Genomic DNA, 25,599 nt, shown 5'->3' with positions numbered 1-25,599 from the left:
TCCATTAAGTTCTTTTCGTTTTGCGCTCGCTTTTGACAGCAGGCTGACTTGTAATTTCAAAGTTTGTCCAATCCAGCTGAGCTAGTTCTTTTTCTTTCTTCGTCATATTTTTCTGATCTACTTCCTGAATATTATTTGTACGTGTAGTTTCGGCTTCTGTTGGACTGTTAATTTGGGTTAGTATCGTTGCAGATAAAAGTATCCCTGACGCCCCTAATACCCATTTTGCCTTTTTCGGATCTTTCATAGTGCTTCCCCCTAATTCGTAATTGGTTGGCAGACAAATGTTTGATTATTTTCTTGCCACTCTGCTATATAGCCTAAGCCATTCGTTATTGTACTAATCGGTACATATAATTCTTCATTCATGTAAAATACTTGTGCAGGAGATGGTGTTTTCACATTGTTATCATAAACAACGTTAGTTCCAGCTCGGTAAATCAATTCATTTGCTTGATCTTGGATATCTAAAATTTTACTTTCTTTATAAAAGGTTGCTTTTGCTCCTAGAACCTGTGCCACAGCTTTTCCAGGTACAAAAAATTCCCCGTCTTTTGGTACAATAAAAAAGTTTAGCTCCTTATTTGTACCTTCTACCTTTAACGTGACTTTTTGAGAGCTTGTAAAAGGTAAAACTTCTTTATCTGCAGCAATTGTTCGTGTCCAAATATTCCAAGTACCTTTTGCACTTACAACGTCTTGAAAGTAATAAGTTTCACCTTCCTCTTCATCGTCATAGTAATATTTCTCATCGTCATCATCGTCATCATGATCGTCGTCTTTATAGTCCTTATATTCTTTATACTTTTCATGTTTTTTATCTTCATGTTCGTGATCATCTGCATGTACGACTACGTCATTCGTTATAAAACCTGCCAATATGAGAACTGCAACAAGACTAATTTTTTTCATCTTCATCTTCACTACTCCTTTCCTTTGACTTCATTGTAGGTTTCAAAAATGATATAAGGCTGAATTTTTCAAACAAATTTTTACATACAATAAAAAGCCATTTCTACGGACAGATTCCTCTGCCAGAAAAAAACATCTTGAAAATTCCGACAACAATTGATACAAACTACTTGACGTACATGAAGGAATTGATATAATGAACGATAATATATGAATAATTGTTCATATATTCATATATTATCCTTAAAATAAGAAATGGAGATGAAGAGATGTTAGATGTTATTGTGATTGGTGCTGGGCAAGCTGGATTAAGTATGGGGTATTATTTGCAACAAGGAGGCTGTAATTTTGTAATACTTGATGGAGAAAAAAGAATCGGAGATACATGGAGAAAAAGGTATGATTCCTTGATTCTATTTACACCTAAATCATATAGTTCACTGCCAGGGATGAGATTAGAAGGAGATAAAAACGCATTGCCTACAAAAGATGAAATCGCGGATTATCTTGAAGCATATGCTAACCGTTTTTTGTTACCGATAAAAATGGAGACAACTGTACATAAAGTACAAAAAATAAAGAATACATTTGAAGTCACTACTGATAAGGGGATATTTCATTCCAAACATGTTATTATCGCATCTGGTGCTTTTCAGAAACCGTTCATTCCTTCAATTTCCCAAAGTCTTTCACAAGAGGTGTTTCAAATTCATTCTTCCCAGTATCAATCACCGGAGATGATTCCAGATGGTCCTGTTCTAGTGATTGGAGGAGGAAATTCTGGTACCCAAATTGCGACTGAACTTGCAGAAAATCGTGAAGTAACCATTGCTATTAGCCATTCATTTAAATTTTTACCACTTAGTATTATAGGCAAAAGCATTTTTTACTGGTTAGAAAAGCTTGGTCTCTTATATGCAGGGACTGATACAAGGCGCGGATCATGGTTCCGAAAACAAAGTGACCCTATTTTTGGCCTTGAATTAAAGCATCTGATTCGTAAGGAGAAAATTAATATTAAACCAAGAGTCATACAAACACAAGGAAGAGAAATAACTTTTAGCGATCATAGTAAAAGAAATGTGCAAAATATTATTTGGTCAACAGGATTTGTTCCTGACTACAAATGGATAGACATAAAGGGAATTTTAGATGCAAATGGTTTTCCTCTTCATAAAAGAGGTGTAAGTCCAACACAAGGGTTATATTATATTGGATTACCATGGCAACATCAAAGAGGATCGGCGCTTATTTGTGGAGTTGGAAAAGATGCTGAGTTTTTATATTCAGTTCTGAAAAAGATGATTTAAGTTTTTCAATTTCGCATTGACGTAATTGATAATTGCTTGTCCATTATTATTATGTGTTAATAATCCCAGCTTGCGCAGGTATTTTTACAATCATTTTTGACATAAAAAAATGAACAATTTGTTTTCTTTAGCAATCCATTTTTATCATGATGTTTCTAGTAGTCTTTTCTATATCTTTACATAACAAGTGGACTGATCATTTTCTAAGTGCAGATTCTTGGTGATTTTTTATTACTCTAATTTTGTTTGCTTGGATCATAGCACTTATTAAGACTAAAAAAGAGGCGAATGAACTGAATGCCTTACTAATACAGAAAAGAAATTTTTAAAATGGTTGCATTGGTTCATACAAATAGAACAAAAGACTGAATCTTTAGGGTCACATTTATCTAGTGACCCTTTAATACTATCATTTTAAAGAATCTATTGAATATATTTAGTTGGTAGCCAAGTAAAATCAAATTTTTCATTTATTAGGTAAATCAAGCTTCATTAAAACTTTCTTTAATGATTTTTTTCTTATTCGGAACTTTAACCCAATAAGTGAAGCATCGTAATAACAGTTCAACGGGTCCCATATTAAAATACTTTAACCATACTATACTAAAAGTAATTAAAACAGCATGGATTATGAAGCACACTATCAATGAATGAATAGGTGTAATACTAATTATGAAGCTAAATACAATTAGTAAGGCACTCTGCGCAAGATAATTTGTTAAAGACATTTGCCCATAAAATTTTAATGGAGATAATATCATTTTTGCTCTATCCCATTGTAAAACAATAAGAAGACTGCTAATCATCATAAAAGGAACTATATAATCTTCTAGCATTTCAGTTCCTGCAGGAGTGATATCGATTGACATCTTTATATAAAATAAAGATACGTATGTACAAATATTAACTATTAAAAAGATCGAAATATATTTTAATTTCACATGGATATTTTCAAAAAATTCAAATTGCCCCATCGTAAAACCAAGCATCATAAGCGCAAACCATTTACTTATATTGGATAATAATTCTAACCACATTATTCTCTCACCATAAAACGGTTGATAAAAAGCTGTAATGATAGATAAGGCTATTAGTATAATTGTTACTATGAAGTTGTTCCATTTACTTCGTTTAAAAAATATGGCCATAAACAAGCCAAGTACAGCATACATCATTAATACATCGTAAATCCCTGGCGGTGCATATAATGTATGAATTATTCCTAGTACAAATAAAAAACCGATTCTGCGGAAATACAAAAGGTATCTATTGTTTACTTTTTGTTTGGATCGATTCATAAAAAGATAACACCCAAATCCAAATAAGAAGAATAAAACAGGGTAAAATTTCCTGTTGAATATAGAAAATAATACATTGTGGAATTCATTATAATTGGACAAATTATTCATAACCTGAAAGCTATTCACAAGGAGCACCCCCAATAAGGCAAAACCTCGTAAATAATCCATAGTGTCTATTCTTGCATATGTATTTAATTTATTCATTCAAAATCTCCTAGTATAAAATTATATTTTTGAGCGTTAATACATAAAAAGGCTACTGTTTTTTTCATCTTGTGTGCTCCTTATTTTTCTTACTTTAAACATAAAGGTTTTCTTTGGATTAATGAATGACTGTTCTCTTACAATATGACATTTAATCTTACTAAATTGTAAAATTACAGATTTTCCGAACGGGAAAGCCTATTCCTTCATGTGTGGGATGATAGTGAGGTCGGATACAGTTAAAAGTGTGTTTAAGAAAGTGAAGAAAAATAAATACAAGGTTGTTCCCGTGTAAAAAAAGCCAGTGTCTATTCGATTAAACATAAATAAAAGGAGCTATTTAGTTAGCTCCTTTTTTGCCCCTATTAAAAGTAAAAAAAGGACTGAATTTCAGCCCTTTCTTTTATAAATCTTCTATATCATATTCAGTAAATCCCTCATAATAGTAGCTAATGTCAATACCCGTCATGAAAACTTCACGGCTATTAATTTCATCTACTAATGCTTGTTGGAGCAATTGTTTAATTTCAACATCTCTAATCTTACTACGTTCCATCGCCAACATGTAATCTTCCTTATCAATCTTATTCCAATCAACAACTCTGTGAAGTTCTTTTTTAAAGATTAAATCTAGCCAAATTCTAGTAGCTCTACCGTTCCCCTCTCTGAAAGGGTGAGCGATGTTCATTTCAACATACTTTTCAACGATTTCATCAAAAGTTGTTTGTGGCATCGTTTCAATATGCTCTAAAGATTTCTAAGATAAATGATTGGAGCAAATCGGAAATTCCCTTTTGCTATATTGACGTCTCGAACCTTTCCAGCAAAGAAATAAATATCCTCAAATAGATGGTGATGAATTTCAGAAAGCCCCTTGAAAGTGCCTACTTCTAAGCTATTTATTTTCCCTGAATCGTATAACTCTTTAGCTTTCTTCTTCGAAAACCGTTCCTCTGTTCGATTCAATTCAAGATGGTTTGTGATACCTAATATATTTTCAAGCATCGTCATACTCCCCTTAAGTCTTTTTAATTTTTGCACTTTCTAGAAAAGTATAAGTAAATTATGACTGCCTACAATATAGCAATCCATAAGAAATATTTCATAGTGTGATTGTTTTTGATTATAGCATAAATAGCATAGATACCAGCTATAGTACTAAAAACGAAAACTACCTATGAGATTATTGTAAGTATACTCATTCATGCTAAAATTTCATGAAGGTAATCGTAAATTTTGTATAAACATTTTTCTCACTTTCAACTTTTATTAAGGCTTGATGCGCTTCAATAATTGCTTTTGTTAACGCCAAGCCAATCCCTGTAGAATCATGTTTTTTAGAACTACTTTTGTAGAATCGATTAAAGATATGTGGCAATTCCTCAACTGCAATTCCCTCTCCAAAGTCTTGAATCACAAGTTCTGTAAAAATGGGTGTATCTTTTAGTTGAAGTGTAATTTTATCACCCTGTTTGGAATGCTCAATCGCATTCTTTAGCAAGTTCACCAGAGCTTCTTGCATCCATAATTTATCGTGGACAACTACTATTTCCTCCGGCTCGTCCCAGTCGATTGACAATTCCTTTTCATTGATCATCGTTTCCAAATGATTCAAAACTTCATTAATGGTGTCCACAAAGTTTAAAGGTTCTTTATCAAATGAAATAGCTCTCGCATCAATTTTCGCTACTTTTAACAAGTTTTGAATCAAGACATTCATTCTGCTAATTTGAACTTCATTATTTTGCAATAATTGAACTTGCTGCTGACGGGGCAAGTCTTCATTCAATAACAATTCATTGTAGATGGATATAGTCGAAAGTGGTGTTTTTAATTGATGCGATATGTCTTGTAATATTTGACCTAAAAACTTCTTTTCTTCAAGCAAATCACTCATGCTTTTTCTAATAATGTCTTTCATTGAACGTAATGAAACCACTAGTTTAGCAATATTCCCTTCTTTATTTTCGTTTATTGTAACCGAGTAATCCCCTTCGATTATTTTTTTTGCAGTCAAAATAAGTTGTTTGATTTTATTGAAGAAAATTGTGTATTGTATGTAGTTTGCCAAAAACAATAGACATCCAAAAAAAATCAATCCCCAAAAAATTGATTGATTATGGCTGTAAATATGGTTATTTAAAAGTGGAAAGAGCTCTGTCTCCAAATCTTCATATAATCCGTATTGTCTAAAGATTTCTCTCCCTTTTTCCTGATACTCATTGGCATCAGAAGAATTGCTTGTTAAGACTTTTATAATTTCTGCTTCATTCTCAGGGTTTTGTTCAACCAATCTGGCGGTAATTTCCCCCCAGGTTGTAATAGAATCCCTTTTTAAATGATCGTAAAATAGTTGATGAGTCATATACTGATAGATCATAAATAGAAAAAACAATGCTGACAATACGATCATATAGCCTTTTATCTCGTTATTTTTTATCATGTTACTGCCTGCACACATCCTTATCCCAACGATATCCTAATCCTCTTTGGGTGATGATAAATTGTGGGTTTTTTGGGTTATCTTCAATTTTGTCTCTTAAACGCATTATATATACAGATAACGTATTTTCATCAAAGAAAACTTCATCACCTTCTGTGATTTTCTGAAGAATTTCATCCCGTTTTAATACTTTGTAAGCATTTTGCATAAAAGTTAACAGAAGCTTATATTCTAAATTCGTTAATGGGACAATTTCTTGATTTTTATAAACTTTGACTTGGTTCATATCAATTTTGATATTCTCAGATGTTAAAATCAATGAAGCTTCTTCTAGCTTAGTTTGTTTACGCAATTGCACTCTTACTCTCGACATAAGTTCTCTAACTCGAAAAGGTTTTGTCATATAATCGTCCCCACCAATATCTAGCCCCATTACTACATTTGCTTCTTCATCAAGAGCGGTTAAAAAAATGATAGACATGGCATCGTTTTGTTTTTTAAAGTGCAGACATAGATCATAGCCATTGCCATCTGGAAGGTTGATATCTAATATAGCCAACTTAAAAATATTGTGATCAAACTGGTTTTTTGCTTCTTTTACACTTGAGGCTCTAATCACCTCATAACCTTCATTTTTCAATGAAAACTCAATGGCTAAACCAAGAGCCTCATCATCTTCAACCAGCAATATTTTATTCAATTACATCCTCTCCTTCCTCTCACTCTATATTAGCAGTTAGTCCCAAATCAGAATAGCCTGACTATAAATAGACAGGCCTTTAGTATTATTCTTCTCTTATCGTATCTATAATATTCTCCTGATGAATTCTTCGGAGCGGTAGCAAAACAGATAAATAACTAATGAACAAAGCAGCAGCAAACGTAATGAAACAAGCCTCATAGGGAATCGTCCATGCAACCTTCAAGACACCGGAAGCAGCCAAATAAATAATATATGAAAGTATACAGCCGAAGAAAATGCCCTGCAAGCTGCCAAAAAAACCGTAAATCAGTGCTTCATAGATAATCATTTTTTTCAAATCCCTTTGGGACATGCCTATGGATTTTAATGCAGCCAGTTCTTTTCGTCTAATCATGATGCTTATAGTAATCGTATTGAGGATATTTAAACTACCAATTAAAGCAATGACCACAATAAAAGCATAGACAAGAATTTTGGTCACGAGAACGGATTCCTTTTTGACTTTATTCTCTTCAAAGTGATTAACCACTGTAATGGAGTGTTTATGTCCAATAGTCTTCTGGATGTCCTCAACAGTCACGAGAGATTGGGTAGTATCCTCCAATTTAATTTTAAAACTGGACTCCTGTTCGTAAACTTCGGAGATATTTTGAATCAACTTTATCCGATCAATAATTTGAAAGTTCTCAGAAGAATCTTGATTGTCATTTTGCAAATAGATTGTAAGATCCGATTTAGTAGAAGAATCGTTCATCAATTTTGATGAAAATGCGATATCCATCAACGATGAAAAAGTAATAAACAATACACCGCTTATAATAATTGATAAAATAGTAACGATATAACGATTTTTATTTCTTTTTACATTTTTCAAAGCCATGCTCAATGGGAAAGATACAGGCTTTCTCAAAACGGTATTTTTTTGTTTTTTGATTGCCTCTTTTTTTATTGACAGTCTGCTGCTAATTGCTAGCAATGGAGATATTTTTCCTGCAAAAAAAGCAGGATAATAACTAGACGCTAAAACAGCTATCAGGGTAAGAAGAGAACTGATTAATATGATCTTCCAATCGATATTGAATATCGAAATATCCTGACCATCTTCTAATACAATCAAGAAAGTGGTTTGAAGAATAGCAAGTGCCAATAAGCTGCATACAATCCCAATTGGTATCGCAATGACGGACAGTACAACAGCTTCTTTCATAACAATTTGCCTAATTTGCTTTCGCGTAGCACCGATGCTTCTTAACAAACCAAACTGCTTCATCCGCTCTACGACACTGATTTGAAAAGCGTTATAAATGACAACAATTGTAGAAATGACAACTATACTAACAACTATAACAAGAATGGCCAGGAGTGATTGATCCGATTCCGGTTTCAAAGCTTGAATCAAATGAGTATTAATATCAATGTTATTGTCTTCAGTCATTGATTTTAGTTCGTCTAAAACCTCGTTAAAGTTGGCTTTCTCGTTAATTTCAATTAATATCCTTCCTTCTCCAATAGAAAACTTACTTTTATATGTTAATAATCGGCCCTCTTTATTTTTCTGTGTAAACTCACTATTATTCAACAAACCAACCAGTTGATATGTTGTTCCATCCAGTTCAAATGAATCACCTATTTGAAGATCCTTTTTTATATAAGGAAGTACCCAGGAATCAACAGCTGCCTCATGGTCATTGGTTGGTAATTTGCCATCAAGTAGGCTATAGGTTAAAAATTTCATAGCGTGATGATCGGCGAAATTCATTTGCACAGAAACATCTCCAATTGGAACGATGTCTCCCTGAGTCATTAAACCAACCGATTCAATTTGGGGATTATATTTGATTTTATTTAAAAGCTCTTTATCGTAATCTGAAATACCAACATGAAAAGAAACTCCGCTTATCTTCTTGGTATTCTCAATTTGGGTAAGTTGTGATCCTTTCATAAAGAGGCCAATCGTTGAAATTAACGCTACAGAGAGTATGATTCCAACCAAGGTCAAAATGGTACGTTTCATATTCTTTTTTAAATACCTGCTACCTAATTGCTGATAACTATTAATCAAAATCATTGTCCTCCAGTCTGTGACTTTTTCTCAGTCAACCGCTGATCAGAAATGATTTTACCGTCTTGTATAGTGATGATCCGATCCGAAGCTGATGCTATCGTGAGATCGTGCGTAATCATTACAATAGTTTGATTATATTTTTTTGCCGTGAATCTTAATAAATCCATAACTTCTTGCGTATTTCGAGTATCCAAATTACCAGTGGGCTCATCAGCAAGAATTAAATGCGGACGATTAATAAGCGCCCTGCCAATTGAAACCCGTTGCTGTTGCCCTCCAGATAGTTCGGAAGGCAAGTGATTCATACGTTCTTGAAGCCCTAGAATATTAACAATTTCATTTAGATACTCCATATCTATAGATTCACTATCTAATAATGTAGGTAAAGCAATATTTTCCTGGACATTTAACACTGGTATCAAATTAAAGAATTGAAAAATAAACCCGACTTTTCTCCTTCTGAAAATGGAAAGCTCATCATCAGTATATTTATAAATATCATTTCCCCCAATGAATACCTTTCCAGAGCTAGGGTGATCCAATCCACCTAAAATATGTAGTAGTGTACTTTTTCCAGAACCAGAAGCACCGACAATTGAGACAAACTCACCTTGCTGAATAGAAAGATCGATCCCTTTTAATGCATCTACTCTATTATTACCTTCACCATAACTTTTCACTACATTTTCCATTCTTACAACTTCCATATGACCCATCCTCTCATCAATCAATTATGCCTCGGCAATGTCGCTACCAATAACACTTACTGAAAGAAGTTAAAACTCAATCTTCTATGTCTACAAAATTTACTTTGTCTTCGCTATCTGGATAGACGTTCTCTATTTCTTTGAACATTTGGTTTGTCTTTTCTTTATCTTTATAATCGAATTTACTACCACTATTTAACTGAAACAATGTGAGAATCGACTCTGAATCAGCTAATTCATCATAAGTATGTTCATTTAGAATAACAAGATCCATGGGAATATATCCGATCCACGCTTGATGTTTAACATAATGTACAGGTATCATTTGTCCATTCAAATCTAATTGGTGAAATTCCAAATCCCCATCGCTAAAAGAATAGAATAAATTCAGTGAACCGGATAATTCTTTAATTTCATGAACCGGTTCTGAAATGATAGACACACTGTTTGGATCTTTTCTTGCTCTAATAATGCCTTTCTTAACTAATTGTTCAGCAGTAGTTTTGTTAATAACTGCATACTTTAAATTTGATTCACCTTTTTTTGTTACTATAAACTTCATTTTGTAGTCAACTGTTTGTTTAGTTTTATTTTTATACAACTGCTTAACTGTATTTACTTCTTTTTCTGTACCGATCACTAAAATTCCATTGGCTGATTGTGGTGGCCCTTCAATAAAACGTTTTACTCCAAATCCTATACCAATAAAAATGGCGATAACTAAAACTAAGCCTATAATTTTTTTCACTTTATTTCTCCTTAATTACTTGATGTCTAAATTATAGACTAGTTATTTTTTATATTTGAATAACTGTTGTCTAACTATTTATTCTCTATTCTTACTCATTAGTAAGAATAGAGAATAAATAGTTTCTATGTATATTAGAAAATGTATTTATTTTGTACAGGAGGAATTAAGATTGAATACTAACATCCTTAAGCGGTTTCAAAGCATTACTAATAACCAAACGGTAAATGAAAAAACTCCATTTTGAAAAAAATTTATCAAAATGGAGTTTTATTAAATTTTTATAAATAGACTTCATTTCTTATTAACAGGGTTTTCTGAATAATTAAGCGGATTACAGCATCCTTCTAATTAGAATTCGTTAATGGTAAAAAGTTGCGGCAATTTCAAGTGCTTTTAGCGGCTCTTTGATTGAATCAAGTGTATAGACAAGTTTTTCGTCCTGCCAAACAATTATATTTCCTGATTTATAAACATCTAAGCGCGCAAAACCATTTTGTTTTGGAATAGGAAGCATATGTGCTTCTAAAAATTGGACTGCCTGTTTAGCAAGCTTCAAACCTGCATCCGGATTGTCTGTTCGTGTATGTGTCGCTAATGCCCATCTTCCCTCATTCCAACCAGTCCATAACGAACCAGCTCCAGCATCCTGATAACCTTTAATATTATAGCCAAGATCAACCTTTTGACCACCATTTTGACTAAAGTTCTGATATGAAATTTGCTCATTTGCTTCTTTAACATTCGGATATTGCTTTACTACTAGTCTTGCAATAATCGTAGCTGTTTGTGAATTTTTAAGCTTCCTATCATTGATTGGCAAATTCTCTTTACTTTCATAAAATAATACTTCAACTTGGTTAGCTTCTGCCTTTGTTGTTGCAGTTAAAAATGTACCTTTTGTTATCGGAAGCTCTTTTGGTAAAATGATAGGTAAATTAGTTTTAAGCTGTTCCTTAATATTTTTTAGTGCCCCAGCCTGTGTATTAGATGCTACTGTGTTTCCTTTATTTGTTTCGGGCGGTTCCTGTTGATTTTCATGTGATTGGTGCTCTTCTTCATTTGGCTTGTTTGGCACGTTAGATTGTTCTTCTTGTGACTTATTCGGTGTATTAGATTGTTGTTCTTCTTGCGATTTGTTCGGCACAGGTTCTTCTTTATCAGAGCATGCACTTATTATACTGAAACTTAAAAGCATGAAGATGAAAAGTATTTTTTTCATGGCATTGGACCCCTTTATTTTTTTCTTATCCTTAATCAACTAAAGTTGTTAGTTTTTATTCTAATCCACATATTTACCTCCTAAAATTATGATTCGGTTAGTAGACGAGAATAACCACCATAAGTTTCATCGTTTTTCAAAAAAATCCAAATTAAGGTTATTCAATACTACCATAAAGTTATGGAGTTCTTTAGTTACTGAAAGTAGTTAAAGCTTAACCAATAATTTTTTCATTTGATTTCCCCTCTTATACCTTGATGTCTGAATTATAGACTGGTTTCCCTTTACAGGTGAATGACTATTGTCTAACTACTATTTATTGTTCTATTCTTAATTTTACGTAAGAATAGAGAATTACGGCTTACCTTTATTGAGGTGGTTGGGGCTGTTCTCCCCCGTAATGATATCATTTGAGTTTTCCCTCCCTCAAACAAAAAGGTCGCAAACATGTAGGGAATTTTTCCCTTCACCATGTTACGACCTCGCAAGTAATTTATTTAGTCAATGAAAATAGAAATATGTTCGCCCTTTGACAATCTTAAACCAGGTTTAGTGACTTGATTATTTAATTGGATCGCTCCATTTTCAATTTTCTTTATGATCTGTGATCGACTCCAACCCTCAATTTGGTTTGCAAGCACTTTATCCATTCGATGTTGTCCTATCACATCATCTAATACAATGTGTATCACCTTTATTCCTTGTTCTGCTAAACTGAGTATCGGAATCGTTGATAATATTGAAGATTCTTCTTTCCGTTCCTCAACTTCAGCAACATGCTCCGAGAACGATTTATAAATAGCTAGCTTTTTGTTCCACGTATGATTTTTCTCGCATTTATATATTGCATATTGGTATATATTTTTTCCGTTTGCGTTATGTCTTCGTACATTTGTATCCGTAAAATCAGATAATTTCCCACACATTTTACAGTGCTTCTTGACAACTCGTTCAGGTATTTGAGAAAGCTTCCAGCGGAATGTAATATTTAACATTAATCCTTCACCTCTTAAGATAAAGGTACGCAAGCATCTATTTGGATATCTCGTAGTACAATGTAAAATTTATTGGATAAATAAAAAAGGAGATCCTAAACAAGGACCTCCTGAGCATTGAGACTACAGGGTTGCTCGGATCCTTTGTAATGAGAAAAATGGGCATACTACCCCCTTGAAAAAAACATTGTTTTTTTGAGGGCAATGCTATCCAATTTATTGATCATTACAAAGTAAATGTTGGCATACGTGTTTCCCTGTATCCTTTCTATCCAAATAGATTTATCCTACATTACCATATAATTACACTCTAATACAAATGGAATACCCTATTTCGTTATCAATTACTTAAGGCTCTAACATAAACTACCACCACTTGCCTTCCTTATCGCCACCAGGAAACGATTAAAAGGCTTAAGTCCATTAGAATTAGGGCTCAAGCCTTTTAAAACATTTTTATTGTTTCCATTGTCTAATGAAGTAGTTCAGCACCTAATTATGTTGACATAAAATTCCTCTTTTTTACATTTTAACCATTACAATCTAAACGAGGTATATGAACTAAAAATTGAACGCCATTTTCGATATTACTTATTGAATAGGTAATAGATAGGGATTCAAAAATTTGTTTTACAATAAATAAACCTAGCCCACTTCCACCTGTATTTCGATTTCTTGACTTTTCGATTCGATAAAATGGCTCGAATAATTGTTGGATTTCTTCTTCTTTAATTTTTACACCTGTATTAATCACTTTTATTTCAATCTGACTTTCTTTGGAAAGATCAGTTACCTCTATAATGACTGTTTCTCCTTGTGGTGAATACGTAATTGCATTATGAATTATGTTTTTAAAGGCCTTTTCTAATAAATCACGATCAGTACGTACATTCAAGTAATGAGAAATTTGTGCAATTATCTGAATGTCCTTTTGAGATGCAAAAAAACCGAGATCTTTCGTTATTGCATCAAATAATTCAAAAAGATTCACTTCTTCCAATTGTAGTTTAAAGGTATCTTGTTCTAGTTTAGACATACTCAAAATTTCTCGAACCAATTGCTCCATTCTTTCGATTATTTCGTGGTTTTTCTCTAAATAGAAGTCACGATTTTGATAAGGACCGATATTATAAATCATCCCTTCTAAATATCCCTTCATTACAGTGAGAGGAGTTTTCAATTCATGTGCAGCAGTTGCGAAAAATTCTCTACGTTTCGTTTCGATTTTTCTCTCTCTTTCAATATCACCTTTTAATTGCTCATTTGCTTTTTGTAGATCTTGCATTGTTTGTTGCAAATTATTCGACATTTCATTCAAGCTATTGGATAGTTCCTCTAATTCGTCATTTGAACGAACTATAATGTTTTCGGAAAAATCCAGGTTCGCCATCTTTTGCGCGCCCTCATTAATGTATATGAGAGGTTTTGTAATGAACCTTGAATATAAATAGGCACTCCCCAATCCAATAACTACTACAATAATACTTATAAAAGGTAGAAAACGTACTAAAACCTGCGATGCTTCATCAATAGGTTGAAATGTCGCGAATACAGTAACCGTTAAATTATCTTCATCTAGAAATTGAATCGGCAAAGTAACAAAATATGAATTCCTAAGAGTTTCTTCATACTGTATTGCAATTTTTGCAGAAGTATTCGCTGGTTGCGTAATTCCTTGCAAAAAATTAGGCGAATAGATAATAGTTCCTTCTTTAGTTTGTAGGTAAATGAAGGCATTGTTATTTTTGCTATAGTCGTCAAAAAGCGGTATCGCATTTTTTAATGTTATATTCTTAGAATTATGGATTATTTCCTCGATTCCTGATTGTAGCTGATTGGTTTTATATTGTTCATAAAATGTTGGAAGGAAAAAGTATAAAGTTAAATAAATCAAGACTGCAAAAGATAACAATATTAGAGAAGTGATCATAAAGAGTTTATAGGTTATTTTTTTCATCTTCATGATGTTGACAATCCTACTCATCGATTTTGTATCCAATACCCTTTACTGTTTTAATGTAGGGTATATTTAATTTTTTTCTTAAATTTTTTATATGTGTATCAATCATTCGTGTTTCTCCTGCATAATCATATCCCCAAATTTTTTCAATGATGATTTCTCTAGTAAGCACTTTTTTTTCATTCTGAAGTAGTAGTTGTAGAATTTCGAATTCTTTTGTTGTTAATGGTACTTCAATTTTATTTACATAAGCTTTATATCCATCACGATCGACATTTAGTTCATTAAAACTTAAATGATTCTCCTTATTATTACAATAACTTCTTCTTAGAACCGCTTGTACTCGTCTAATCAACACATGAAATGAAAATGGTTTTGTTATATAATCGTCAATCCCTAGATCAAAACCTTTCATTTGATCTTGTTCCTCTTCTAAAGCGGTTAACAAAATAATCGGTATACTTGATTCACTGCGAATCATTTTGGCAACTTCAAATCCGTTAAGATTTGGCATCATTACATCAAGAAGTATTAAATCAAAGGCTTGAGTATTAAATCGTTTCATTCCCTCTAACCCATCTGATGCAACCTCGATAGAATAATTTTGTGTCATTAAAAATTGTTTAATTAATTCTTGAATTTCTAAATCATCTTCTACTACAAGAATGCGATAGTTCATTGATAGATCCCCCTCGTTGCCATTATAACCGTTCAATTTGTAGTTTATGTGAAGATACCTCACCTTTTAAAATTATATTAGAAAATCTCATTTACAAAAATGGAGGTCCTTTACGAACTTTGTTTTGTAACATCAATGAGATTAGCAAAATCGACTGGAAGAAGAGCTCTTGGTTTTAACTTCTCTACATAAACACCTCAATATCTCCACACAGATACCATATTGGTCATGTACATTAGTTGTTAGAAAGAAAATTGATTCTATTATATTTGTACTTTCAATAGGATGGGCAGTCTAGATTTATATGCCTTTTCAACAGTTTTCTTTCAACTTATTCTACTAAGGAGAAGCTTTTATGTATAAAATTAATCTACGTCCATTGATGATATTGGTCGTATTTACGTTATTATTGTGTTCGTGTTTAACATACATATCTCTTAAAGCATTAGGTGCAGAGGATATCTTCTTTAAGTGTATGAAGTCACTTATTAATATGATAATGATAAAATTCTCTTAAAAGCGTTATTAATATGATTATAATAAGAATCCATTTTGAAAAAAGCTGGATTCTTATTTTGTCGTTTCAAGATAAATGTATAAAATTTAAGGATATAGAGCTTCAATTCTAATAATCTCTACCGATAGATTTCAAGAAAAATTTTGATTAAGACACAAAGTTCCCCCTAAGATTTATCCTAGGGGGACGTATGTTATTTAAAGGGAATTTCTTTTCTGCCTGAAGGTAAATCTATCGGGCTATACATCAATTAGGAGATGTAGAATCCTGTATCATATTCTTCTTCTGAATTAGATGAGAAAGGATCCTTTTGGTTTCTTTTCACCTGGTTTTGATGTGAACTCCTCCCACTGTTCTGGTGTCATTTCTCCTCTTGGATTCGGAGATTCCCATTGCCGCTGATCAGGAATCTTCTTCTGAATACGTCTAATAACTTTGGTACATATTGGTTGCATTCTGATCCGAGTCACCACCTAATTTCACCAAATTCGCAAATAAACCAATTGCTATTCCGATAGATACTAAGCCAATGGAAGCTGCTACTTTTATCCACATTTTCTTCACGCCAATTTAATATTTAACTAAAGTAAAATTCCATGGCTAGTTTTTCTTCAAATTCTTACAAACCAAATTTCGTTGTTCAAGATAAACTACCTTATCAGACTGTTTAGCTACTTCCTGGGAATGAGTGACAACGATGATACATTTATTTTCTTTATGTGCTAGTTCTTTAAATAATTTTACTATTTCATCTGATGTTTTCTCATCTAGAATTACACACAATGCCACGAATTTAAGCATATTATTATGCGCCTATCCAGGTAACTGAAGTTAGTATGTCTCTTTCAACAAAACACCTCTGAACTAGCAGCTATTGCCAATTGATCGACTGATTATTCCAATATTTAGCAGCTAACTCAAAGTACCAAAACACACAAAAGCCTAGCAAGTTATGCTAGGCAGCCATCATTTATTCTTCCTCTTCAAGTAAAATAACACTTTCCAAATTATTGACAAATCTCCTTAATTCTTTTGCTAATTCATTATTTATATCACCAACCTGATACCATTCATTTATAAGATTTCTTTGTGCTTCAATAGCAATTAAAGCTAAGTATTCTTTTTGTTCTTCCTGCTCTGAAGAATTCATTTTATAAGATGAATATTGGAAGTGACGATAATAGATTTCCACTTTTTGTGCAATATTAGAAGAATATTCATTCGTTTCTTGAACATGCTTAATAATTGATGATGTCACATAATCTTTTAAATCTTTTTTTACTTTATTAATTTGTTCTACAACATTGGCTGGTAGTTTACTCATTTTCCGTTCACGTAAAAAATAACGTAAACGACGTTTTAACAAAGTAACAGTTCGATTATTTAACAAATCTTTTCTTTCTTTAAGCATATAATCAATTTCCTGTTGGATTGATTCATTTAATCCACGCTCAGCCATATATTGCTTCGTATAAAATATTTCTAATTCCATTCCAATTTTTCTAGCTTCCAACATTTGTTGTCTGTATGCTTGAAACGCTTCTTCTGACTGTTTTCGCTCAACATTCATTAACATTGCATTATATTGATTCATTAACTTTAGAGCTATAGCAGCATTTTCTTCAACTGTTTCACGTTGAATACTACGAATCGCATGTTTTAACATTTCTCTTTTTTCATTCATTATATTTGGCTGTTGGGCTTTTTCTTGATCATTTAATAAAGGTAAGAATATAGTTGCCATTACTAAGGTGAATAAAATAACACCTGCAGCTAAAAAGATAAGTAATTGACGATCTGGAAATAATTCTCCCAGATCTGTTACTAGAGGTAATGATAATATACCTACCATCGTGATCGTACCACGAACACCAACAAGTGTTGTCACAATATGATCTTTAATGGTCACAGTTTCTTCGTTCTTAAATACTTTTTTATCTACTACATGAAAGAACATCACCCAAACAAAACGGATGACTAACACCATCAAGCCAATTGCTAGCACATATAAAATAAGGATACTATTGTGAATTTCCTCGCTTACTAATATAGAATTTGTGGCAGAAGGTAACATTAGCCCTAGCAGAAGGAAAATAACCCCATTTAATGTAAAAGTCACAATTGACCAAACATGTTCTGTTACCACCTGCTCCTGTGCAATGAAACTTTCGGTCTTTTCTTTAACAATTGCCGCAATAATTCCACCTGTTACAACTGTAATTACCCCCGATGCATGAAATACTTCTTCTGCTATCAAATATAAAATAAATGGTGTTAGAACTTGTAGCAAGACGTAAAATGTTGAATCCACTATTCCAATACGGCGAAGATGAAGGCGTATCCAAAATATTGCTAATGCACCGATAATCCCTATAAGTAAACCAACAAAAAACATATAAAGAAAATCACTTGTTGCTGATTTCAATGAAAAATAACCCGTTACAATCGCCGCAACTGAATATTTAAACGCGATTAACCCCGATGCATCATTGATTAAAGATTCCCCACGAACTAAATTCATTATACGATCCGGAATATGAACTCTTTTAGCGATGCCATTGACTGCCACTGGGTCAGTAGGTGATAAAATAGCCATTAAAGCAAAGGCAGCAGCTAAAGGAATCGACGGAATCATCCAATGCACAAACAGACCACCAACGATAGTCGTTAATAATACTAAAACAATAGCGTTGCCTAAAATCGGTAATCGCATTTTCCATAATTGTTCACGAGGAAAATGTGCGCCATCATGATAAAGTAACGGTGCAATAAACAGTAGCAAAAACCATTCCGCTTCAATTTCAATGGTGAAATTTTTTGATACTAAAGCAACTATTATTCCAACTGCAATTTGAATTAAAGCAATCGGGATGAAAGAAATATAATGTGCCAAGACATTTGTCGCTAATAATAATACAAGTAGAATTAATATCGATATTAAGAGCTCCATGTACGACCTCCTTTTTCTAAGAAATATTATTTTTCAAGGTCAGCCAAGTTTTAACTTACTAATCCTTCCTAATTGTAAATCAATATACATATATATTCTCCTGTTCACAACAGCAAGATTTAACTTTTCACAGTTAGTATTGGGAAAAATTATTGTAAAATGTACCTTTATATTTTACTTTTTTCACAATATCAACAATTGAGGTATCTAGCCTTTATCTTTAAATAATTTATGCCCTGCCAAAATGACATTTATCTTTTTATAAATGTTCATTAGTATTATTTTTCCTAAGAAACAATAAATAAAAGAATCCATTTTGAAAAAAATTGTTCAAAATGGATTCTTCTTTTACATATTAATTTTTCAAATTTAACTACATAGATATAGTCTTTGTTGCAACTGTTTCTTGAAATGCTTGATCATGCTCAACAAAAACCATTGTAGGATTAAAGTTTTGAATTAGCTCTTCAATCTGCATGCGCGAATAAATATCAATAAAATTCAACGGTTCATCCCAAATATAGATATGCGCTTTTTCACATAAACTTTTGGCTATAAGTAGCTTTTTCTTTTGTCCACCAGAATAATGAGATATATCTTTCTCAAATTGAATTCGGTCAAAGTCCATCTTACGTAGGATAGATTTAAATAACGTTTCATCAATCCCATGCTCTTCAATAAAGTCCGATAACATTCCCTTCAAATGAGAAGTATCTTGTTGGACATAGGAAATAACGAGACCTGAACTTACATACATCGAGCCTGTATGCTGTATCGGATCTCCTTTAATTAGTTTGAGGATACTACTTTTTCCGCTTCCATTCTTCCCATCAAGCACAATTCGGTCACCTTGTTCCAGTTTAAAGCTAATTGGCTTATTCACTATTTGGTTATCGTACTGAACAGAAACATCAGCCAAAGCAATCAATTCATTTGAATGAAACGCCAATGATTCTAATTTTAATGACTCGGTTTTTTCCACATTTTTTAGCAGCTTTGACTTTTCCTCAATAGCTTTTTGTTGCCTTGACTCAAGGTTCTTCGCTCTCTTCATCATCTTTGCTGCTTTATGTCCTACAAAACCTTTGTCTAACTTAGAACCTGAATTCGTTGTTCCATTTTTGGAAGCCTCCACTTGATTTGACCAACCTGATGTACGCTTTGAAGACTGTTTTAATCTCCCTATGTCTTTTTGTAGACGCTCATTAGTTGCCTCTTCGTGTTCTTGCTGTCTATCAAAATTCAATTTCCAAGAAGAATAGTTACCACTTTGAACTTCAATATTGGCTCTATTTATAGATAGGATATGGTCAACGCATCCATCTAAAAAGTTTCGGTCATGTGAAATTAATATAAACCCTTTTTTCTTCCTTAAATATTCAGAGACAATCTTTCGTGCTTCCGTGTCTAAATGATTGGTTGGCTCATCAATTAATAGAAATTGACCTTCCGTTAAAAAAAGTGCAGCAAGCAACACCTTTGTTTGTTCTCCATTTGACAATGTTTTAAAAGGTCGATACATGACCTCGGCATCAACGTCTAGATAGGATATTTCACGAAGAATTTCCCAATCTTCCGCTTGTGAGCAAATTTCTTCCATAATTTCATGCGTATACTTATTTTTATCCGAAACTGGATAAGGGAAATAATTAAATTCCACCGAAGAATTGATTTTCCCACTATACTCATAATTCCCTAATAATAAATTAAAGAATGTTGTTTTTCCTCGTCCATTTCTACCGATAAATCCAAGTTTCCAATCAGTATCTATTTGAAAGCTTACATTTTCAAAAATATTGTCAAAGCTACTTGGATAAGAAAAAGTTAAATTTTGAACTTGTATCATTGACATGATAATTCCTCCTTTGTATATCAATACTTTTTACTTTTTATACAAAGTCGGCATATCCATCCATTCTAAATTCTCCGTATAAGTTTGATGGATATTAACGACTTGTACGGAGTAATACATGCGTAACAATAGTGTCTGAATCGCTCATTTTTCACTCCCCCTTTATTTATAAAATGATAGGTAGAGAATATAAAACATGGATCTTAACCATGAGAGAATAAAAAATCCTCCCAATTTGAAAATTGGAAGGATTAGTCTTTTACTTATATTAAATAAGCTCTTTATTCGCCCTTGGAACCATGACAAATAAAAGGTAAACTGATTTATAAAAATGGACAGACTAATCCTATATTTTGTAGTTTGAAGTTTTTCATTTCAAATAAAAATACAGATTAGTTAATCATTGTCCATCCATCAGTCCTCTCGTCATTGTAATTTTATAATAACAAATTTTTTCCTGAAATACAATTCAAGTATCACCTTCAGCTCAAATTGCTCAATTGACTTACGGATAATTCAAAGTCATTTTTTTATACTTGGTATAATACCACTGGATCCTCATATTGTTCAGTAGTTAGCTGTAGCTTCTGCAAACGCTGTGCTTTTTTTATGATATAATTTACATAAATTACATAAAGAGGTGAAGATGTGGAAAGCGATAAATTAGTTTGTAAGGCTTGTGGTAGTGATTCATTTACAACTGGACAAGTTGGTGGTAATAGTAGTCATGGTAATATAAGACCAATAGGATCAATAATGGCATTTGGGTCACCATTTCTTATGACTTTTTGTAAAAACTGTGGAGAGGTTGCTTCAATCAAAGTTGATAACCCTAAAAAATTCAAATAATATTTCTGTTTAGGGTCACTTCCAACCTAGTGACCCTTTATAGTTTCTTTACTCAAATTGTGAAGTAACTTATTTTTCATATGAATTATTTTTTTAATTTCATCCATACTATCCTTGCTTTAGCTAAAATAAGAAAAGGAAGTGAAAGTATGGGTATTCTTGGTGGAAATCCAAAAGACGAACCATTGCATTACGGTGAAGTTTTTAGTGTATGGTCAAATTTAATTGCAGATTATGGTATGATTTCTGGCTATCAAACTTTTTATAATCATGCTGGTGATGAAGATCTAAAAAAAATAATTGAAGATATAGTTGAACTTTGCAGGGAAGAAGTAAAACAATTAGAAAAAATCCTAAAAACAAATGGTATTGGTTTACCTCCTGCTTCACCAGAAAGACCAGTAGCAAGAATGGAAGATATCCCTGCAGGTGCTAAGTTTAATGATCCAGAAATTAGTGCTGCGCTTAGTGCGGACCTAGCTGCTGGATTAGTTGCTTGCAGTCAAGCAATGGGCATTTCTACTCGTGAAGATATCGCATTAATGTATGGCCAATTCCATACAGCAAAAGCCCAAATTGGAGCTAAACTGTTACGTCTTAATAAGACAAAAGGTTGGTTAGTTCCACCGCCATTACACGTAGATTATCCAGAAAAATAATATTTATTAAATCTGACAAACCGTCTCCCCAGTTAAAAACTGGGGTTTTTCGATATGGATTAAATAAAAATTCAAAAACAATATTCACCTCGATTATGTATTTTCTTGATTGAATCTGATTACATATTGATATAAAATTCAACCTTTCAATTTTCAACTTAAAAGACCAGGAACTCGATTGTTCGAGCGCCTGGTTATCTGAAAGAATAAGAATTTTACTATACATTTAGTCTTTTTCTTTTATCAACTTCAAATTTTCTATTACGAAACATAAAAGCGACTAAACTACAGAGCAAAATAATTGGTACACTCACTTTATATAAATCAGTAAAACTTTTTGCTATCTCTTTTTCAGCGTAATGACCAATATCATTCGAGAATGTATCAATTTCTCTATTTATGTTCTCTATTTTTTCATAAAGACAGCCGTTACTTTTTAATTTATTCCAAATGTTGTTGTTTAGTTTCCCTTCCGCAAAAAATGCATATCTTCCTCTCCCCTTCGCTCATTTACTTTATTGAATTTATTAAACAAATAACAAATACAGAACAATCAGTATATTCATTTTACTAGAATGATTTTGTTTAGTAATATTGAACTGTGAGGAGTCATTACTTAATTTGTTTTTAGAAAAGTGGAAAAATAAGAAAGGTATGTGATGTTAATGTTGGAGTCAATTATTATCGCAATTATACTGATTTTATTAATATTTGCTATTTATTTATCAATTAAATTCATAATAAATAAAATAAGGGATATAGAGCAATTAAAACGAAAAGTGGAGAACTTGGAGAGAAAAGATACTAATCATAACGAGTGAAAGTTTCTTTATCCTTATTATAGTTATAACTATTAATGAGCCCTTTCCCCCGCACTTGACTTAGCAGATTCTGGATACTACCATAAAATAAAATCAAAACGAATGTAATATCATTAGGATAAACAATCTTTTTAGCGGTGCTTCATTTGCAAGTTTATACAGCATTCGAGTAAAACTGAAATAATTTGAATTTCCGTGGGTGATTATTTGAAAATTTCAACAGAAGAAATAAGCCAAGAATTAGAAGAAGAGATTATTATTAGGTGTCATAAAGTTGATGAAGAAATAAATGCAATCATAAATAAGCTGAAAACTGAAAACCCTATTTTACTTGGACATCAAAATGATAGTATTCACCGTATTAAGCTTAGTGATATCTATTATTTCGAGGCAGTTGAGGGGAAAGTGTTTATTTACTGCAAGGACAACGTTTTTGAGGTAAAACAAAAACTATATGAGTTAGAGGAATTATGCAAAGGAAAAAACTGTTTTCGCGCATCAAAATCAACTATTTTGAACATCACCAAAATTTCATCTGTTTATCCGACTATAAGTGGTCGATTCGAAGCTGTCCTAGATAACAAAGAACGTACAGTTATATCAAGGCAGTATGTACCTGTGCTTAAAAATATGCTTGGTTTGTAAAGAGGGATACATATGAATTTTTTAGAATTTGTACAAAAGACAATTAAGAATTTCTTTATCATCTTCGCATCCATAATCATGATAATTACTTTGTTGCGACAAATGTTTTATCCTGAAATGGCCTTTGATTTGAAGTCGATTTATATCATTATGGCATTTTCATTTTTAGGTGCATTAACAGGATTTATTTTATATTCTCCTAATGATCTAAGTGAGAAGAAAATGCGTATAAGGATAATTATTCATTTCTTTACTTTGGAGATTTTATTGATTGTCCTTGGCTGCGCTATGAATCTTGTAACTGGTTCGGGTGTAATCATTCTTGCACTGCAAATTGCGGTAGTATATATCATTGTTCATCTACTGACATGGCAAAATGATAAAAAAGATGCAAAAAAAATCAATGAAAAACTAAAGACATTTAAGAAAGACGTTGGTGAGTAGTCAGAAAATCAATAAGCAGTACAGTAGATAGCTGTAACAGATTATTTAACGGTAAGCATTTGATCTTACCGTTTTTTTGCATCTTAATGGCTTATAATTACAACTTACTGTTTTTCCATATACATCCTTCCATCTGTTTATTATGATGATTTCATAAAAATTTTTCTAATGAGGAGGAAGCAACTTATGGGAACTTTACTATTATTAATGGCTTTGATTTTCGAGATTACTTTTGCAACCTACTGCATAGCAACCAAGCAAAACCATAAAAAATTAAAGAATTGGATTAGGATTGCTGCATTTATTGTTTTTGCAATACTTACTGTTTCATCGGTGATTGTTTGGAGTTTTTGCTGGGTAATGCTTGCTATCCTGCTTTTCTTATTAGCCGTAAAAGGGACAGTATCTCTTATCCTTAAGAAATCGAATATCAAACAATACAAAACCTCTAACATTGTGTGGAAGTCCATTTTGATGATATTGATATTTGTCTTTGTACTTTCACCTGTCATTATTTTTCCACAGCATCAATCACCAAAAGTGACAGGAGAATTTGAAGTCGCAAGCTCTACTGACACATATATTGACAAGAATCGTATTGAGGAGTTTTCTGACAAGGGGGACAACAGATTTGTTAATGTGGAATTTTGGTATCCAAAAAACGCAGATGGAACATATCCCCTATTAGTGTTTTCCCATGGAGCATATGGTATCAAGTCAAGCAACAGTTCTACTTTTACTGAGCTGGCAAGCCACGGTTATATAGTCGTTTCCATCGACCATCCTTATCATTCCTTCTATACTCGTTCAGAGGATGGAACAGTAACTATGATCAGTTCAGATTTTAAAAATGAAGTCGAAAATTCGAATAGAGGTACTTATTCGAATGAAGAACGGTACAAAATCATTCAAAAATGGATGAACCTAAGAACAGACGATATGAATTTTGTTATTGATACAATACTTACAAAAGCTAAAAGTGACAATGAGCCTATTTATCAACATATCAATACAGAGAAAATCGGTGTGTTTGGGCACTCAATGGGAGGTGCTGCAAGTGTGTTACTAGGTAGAACACGCGATGATGTAAGTGCAGTAGTAAATATCGATGCCCCTTTCTTTAGTGAACTTGTTTATAACAAATCAGCTGATAATTTTGATGCAAGCAACAATGCCTACACAACCCCTCTTTTTAACATTTATTCGGACGATGTTTGGAGTCAACTGGATAGCACTCCCGTTTATGTAGCGAACAAACTCAATAATAAACAGTTTGAAGGAGCATATACTACTCATTTTAAAGGGGCCAAACATTTAAGCTTAACCGATTTACCGCTATTCTCTCCTATACTGGCAAATATTCTACAAGGAGGAAAGGCCGATATTGATAAATATTACTGTATTGAAACTGAAAATAAATTAATTCTTAAATTTTTTGACTTTGAATTAAAAGGAGTCGGCCATTTCGCTCCCAAAGAGGCCTATTGAACAAAGTTTCTGGCCGTACTTGTCCTTTGTCGTTATTGAATGACTAACAAACACTAATATTAACAACCACTCGATACTTTTTCAGAAGTATTTGGTTTAGGTAAAACGTACAAGAGACATAATTC

Annotated in this window: 21 protein-coding genes and 2 pseudogenes; 6 read left to right on the top strand and 17 right to left on the bottom strand. The window is 32.6% G+C overall.

The window, feature by feature from the left end:
- Window positions 1-4: 4 nt before the first annotated feature.
- On the bottom strand, window positions 5-247 hold the full coding sequence (locus tag ACFVT8_RS04990) for a hypothetical protein (protein ID WP_387081637.1): 243 nt from the start codon (window positions 245-247) through the stop codon (window positions 5-7).
- Window positions 248-258: 11 nt separating this feature from the next.
- Window positions 259-918, bottom strand: coding sequence for a stalk domain-containing protein (locus tag ACFVT8_RS04985; RefSeq protein ID WP_387081638.1), 660 nt, complete (start codon window positions 916-918; stop codon window positions 259-261).
- A 263-nt stretch (window positions 919-1,181) separates the two neighbouring features.
- On the opposite strand from ACFVT8_RS04985, the gene ACFVT8_RS04980 reads away from it, so the two are divergent.
- Window positions 1,182-2,222 (top strand): flavin-containing monooxygenase, encoded by a 1,041-nt coding sequence (locus ACFVT8_RS04980; protein WP_387081640.1) that lies wholly within the window; start codon window positions 1,182-1,184, stop codon window positions 2,220-2,222.
- 482 nt (window positions 2,223-2,704) lie between these two features.
- Here the strand turns inward: ACFVT8_RS04980 and ACFVT8_RS04975 are convergent, their stop codons facing one another.
- From ACFVT8_RS04975 to ACFVT8_RS04905, 15 genes and pseudogenes are all read right to left on the bottom strand, one after another.
- Window positions 2,705-3,691, bottom strand: coding sequence for a DUF418 domain-containing protein (locus ACFVT8_RS04975; protein WP_387224234.1), 987 nt, complete (start codon window positions 3,689-3,691; stop codon window positions 2,705-2,707).
- Between the two features lie 439 nt (window positions 3,692-4,130).
- Window positions 4,131-4,732, bottom strand: a pseudogene (gene fic, locus ACFVT8_RS04970) (protein adenylyltransferase Fic).
- Window positions 4,733-4,934: 202 nt separating this feature from the next.
- Complete coding sequence (locus ACFVT8_RS04965; RefSeq protein ID WP_387081643.1) at window positions 4,935-6,170, bottom strand: sensor histidine kinase; 1,236 nt, start codon at window positions 6,168-6,170, stop codon at window positions 4,935-4,937.
- A 1-nt stretch (window position 6,171) separates the two neighbouring features.
- Window positions 6,172-6,870, bottom strand: a complete 699-nt coding sequence (locus ACFVT8_RS04960) for a response regulator transcription factor (protein WP_387081645.1) — start codon at window positions 6,868-6,870, stop codon at window positions 6,172-6,174.
- Between the two features lie 85 nt (window positions 6,871-6,955).
- Window positions 6,956-8,935 carry an ABC transporter permease gene (locus ACFVT8_RS04955; RefSeq protein ID WP_387081646.1) on the bottom strand — a complete coding sequence of 660 codons (1,980 nt, stop codon included), beginning with the start codon at window positions 8,933-8,935 and terminating at the stop codon, window positions 6,956-6,958.
- A gap of 2 nt (window positions 8,936-8,937) precedes the next feature.
- Entirely contained in the window at window positions 8,938-9,645 is a 708-nt protein-coding gene (locus ACFVT8_RS04950) for an ABC transporter ATP-binding protein (RefSeq protein WP_387081647.1), read from the bottom strand.
- Between the two features lie 76 nt (window positions 9,646-9,721).
- Window positions 9,722-10,393, bottom strand: a complete 672-nt coding sequence (locus tag ACFVT8_RS04945) for a lipoprotein BA_5634 family protein (protein WP_387081648.1) — start codon at window positions 10,391-10,393, stop codon at window positions 9,722-9,724.
- Window positions 10,394-10,754: 361 nt separating this feature from the next.
- A complete protein-coding gene (locus tag ACFVT8_RS04940; RefSeq protein ID WP_387081650.1) occupies window positions 10,755-11,615 on the bottom strand; it encodes a hypothetical protein in 861 nt (286 codons plus the stop codon).
- Between the two features lie 497 nt (window positions 11,616-12,112).
- On the bottom strand, window positions 12,113-12,610 hold the full coding sequence (locus tag ACFVT8_RS04935) for a S4 domain-containing protein (RefSeq protein WP_387081651.1): 498 nt from the start codon (window positions 12,608-12,610) through the stop codon (window positions 12,113-12,115).
- 529 nt (window positions 12,611-13,139) lie between these two features.
- Window positions 13,140-14,594 (bottom strand): HAMP domain-containing sensor histidine kinase, encoded by a 1,455-nt coding sequence (locus tag ACFVT8_RS04930; RefSeq protein WP_387081653.1) that lies wholly within the window; start codon window positions 14,592-14,594, stop codon window positions 13,140-13,142.
- The gene (locus ACFVT8_RS04925; RefSeq protein WP_387081655.1) at window positions 14,587-15,249 is read right to left on the bottom strand and encodes a response regulator transcription factor; all 663 of its coding nucleotides are present in this window, start codon (window positions 15,247-15,249) and stop codon (window positions 14,587-14,589) included. Before ACFVT8_RS04925 ends, ACFVT8_RS04930 begins: the two co-directional genes overlap by 8 nt.
- A gap of 943 nt (window positions 15,250-16,192) precedes the next feature.
- Window positions 16,193-16,321 (bottom strand): hypothetical protein, encoded by a 129-nt coding sequence (locus ACFVT8_RS04920; RefSeq protein WP_387081656.1) that lies wholly within the window; start codon window positions 16,319-16,321, stop codon window positions 16,193-16,195.
- 45 nt (window positions 16,322-16,366) lie between these two features.
- Window positions 16,367-16,537, bottom strand: a pseudogene (locus ACFVT8_RS04915) (ABC transporter ATP-binding protein); the annotation flags it as partial.
- 199 nt (window positions 16,538-16,736) lie between these two features.
- Window positions 16,737-18,716, bottom strand: a complete 1,980-nt coding sequence (locus ACFVT8_RS04910; protein WP_387081657.1) for a Na+/H+ antiporter — start codon at window positions 18,714-18,716, stop codon at window positions 16,737-16,739.
- A gap of 373 nt (window positions 18,717-19,089) precedes the next feature.
- On the bottom strand, window positions 19,090-20,568 hold the full coding sequence (locus ACFVT8_RS04905) for an Lsa family ABC-F type ribosomal protection protein (RefSeq protein WP_387081659.1): 1,479 nt from the start codon (window positions 20,566-20,568) through the stop codon (window positions 19,090-19,092).
- Window positions 20,569-21,216: 648 nt separating this feature from the next.
- Between ACFVT8_RS04905 and ACFVT8_RS04900 the strand changes: the two genes are divergently transcribed.
- From ACFVT8_RS04900 to ACFVT8_RS04880, 5 genes are all read left to right on the top strand, one after another.
- Window positions 21,217-21,417: a hypothetical protein gene (locus tag ACFVT8_RS04900; protein ID WP_387081661.1), complete on the top strand. Its 201-nt coding sequence runs from the start codon at window positions 21,217-21,219 to the stop codon at window positions 21,415-21,417.
- A gap of 149 nt (window positions 21,418-21,566) precedes the next feature.
- Window positions 21,567-22,076, top strand: coding sequence for a DUF3231 family protein (locus ACFVT8_RS04895; RefSeq protein ID WP_387081663.1), 510 nt, complete (start codon window positions 21,567-21,569; stop codon window positions 22,074-22,076).
- A 1,028-nt stretch (window positions 22,077-23,104) separates the two neighbouring features.
- Entirely contained in the window at window positions 23,105-23,542 is a 438-nt protein-coding gene (locus ACFVT8_RS04890) for a LytTR family DNA-binding domain-containing protein (protein ID WP_387081665.1), read from the top strand.
- 12 nt (window positions 23,543-23,554) lie between these two features.
- The gene (locus tag ACFVT8_RS04885) at window positions 23,555-23,986 is read left to right on the top strand and encodes a DUF3021 family protein (protein WP_387081667.1); all 432 of its coding nucleotides are present in this window, start codon (window positions 23,555-23,557) and stop codon (window positions 23,984-23,986) included.
- A 186-nt stretch (window positions 23,987-24,172) separates the two neighbouring features.
- Complete coding sequence (locus tag ACFVT8_RS04880) at window positions 24,173-25,474, top strand: alpha/beta hydrolase family protein (protein WP_387081669.1); 1,302 nt, start codon at window positions 24,173-24,175, stop codon at window positions 25,472-25,474.
- Window positions 25,475-25,599 lie beyond the last annotated feature (125 nt).

Source organism: Lysinibacillus sp. NPDC058147 (assembly GCF_042884205.1).
Classification (GTDB): domain Bacteria; phylum Bacillota; class Bacilli; order Bacillales_A; family Planococcaceae; genus Lysinibacillus.
This window is presented reverse-complemented; position numbering and strand designations above follow the sequence as displayed.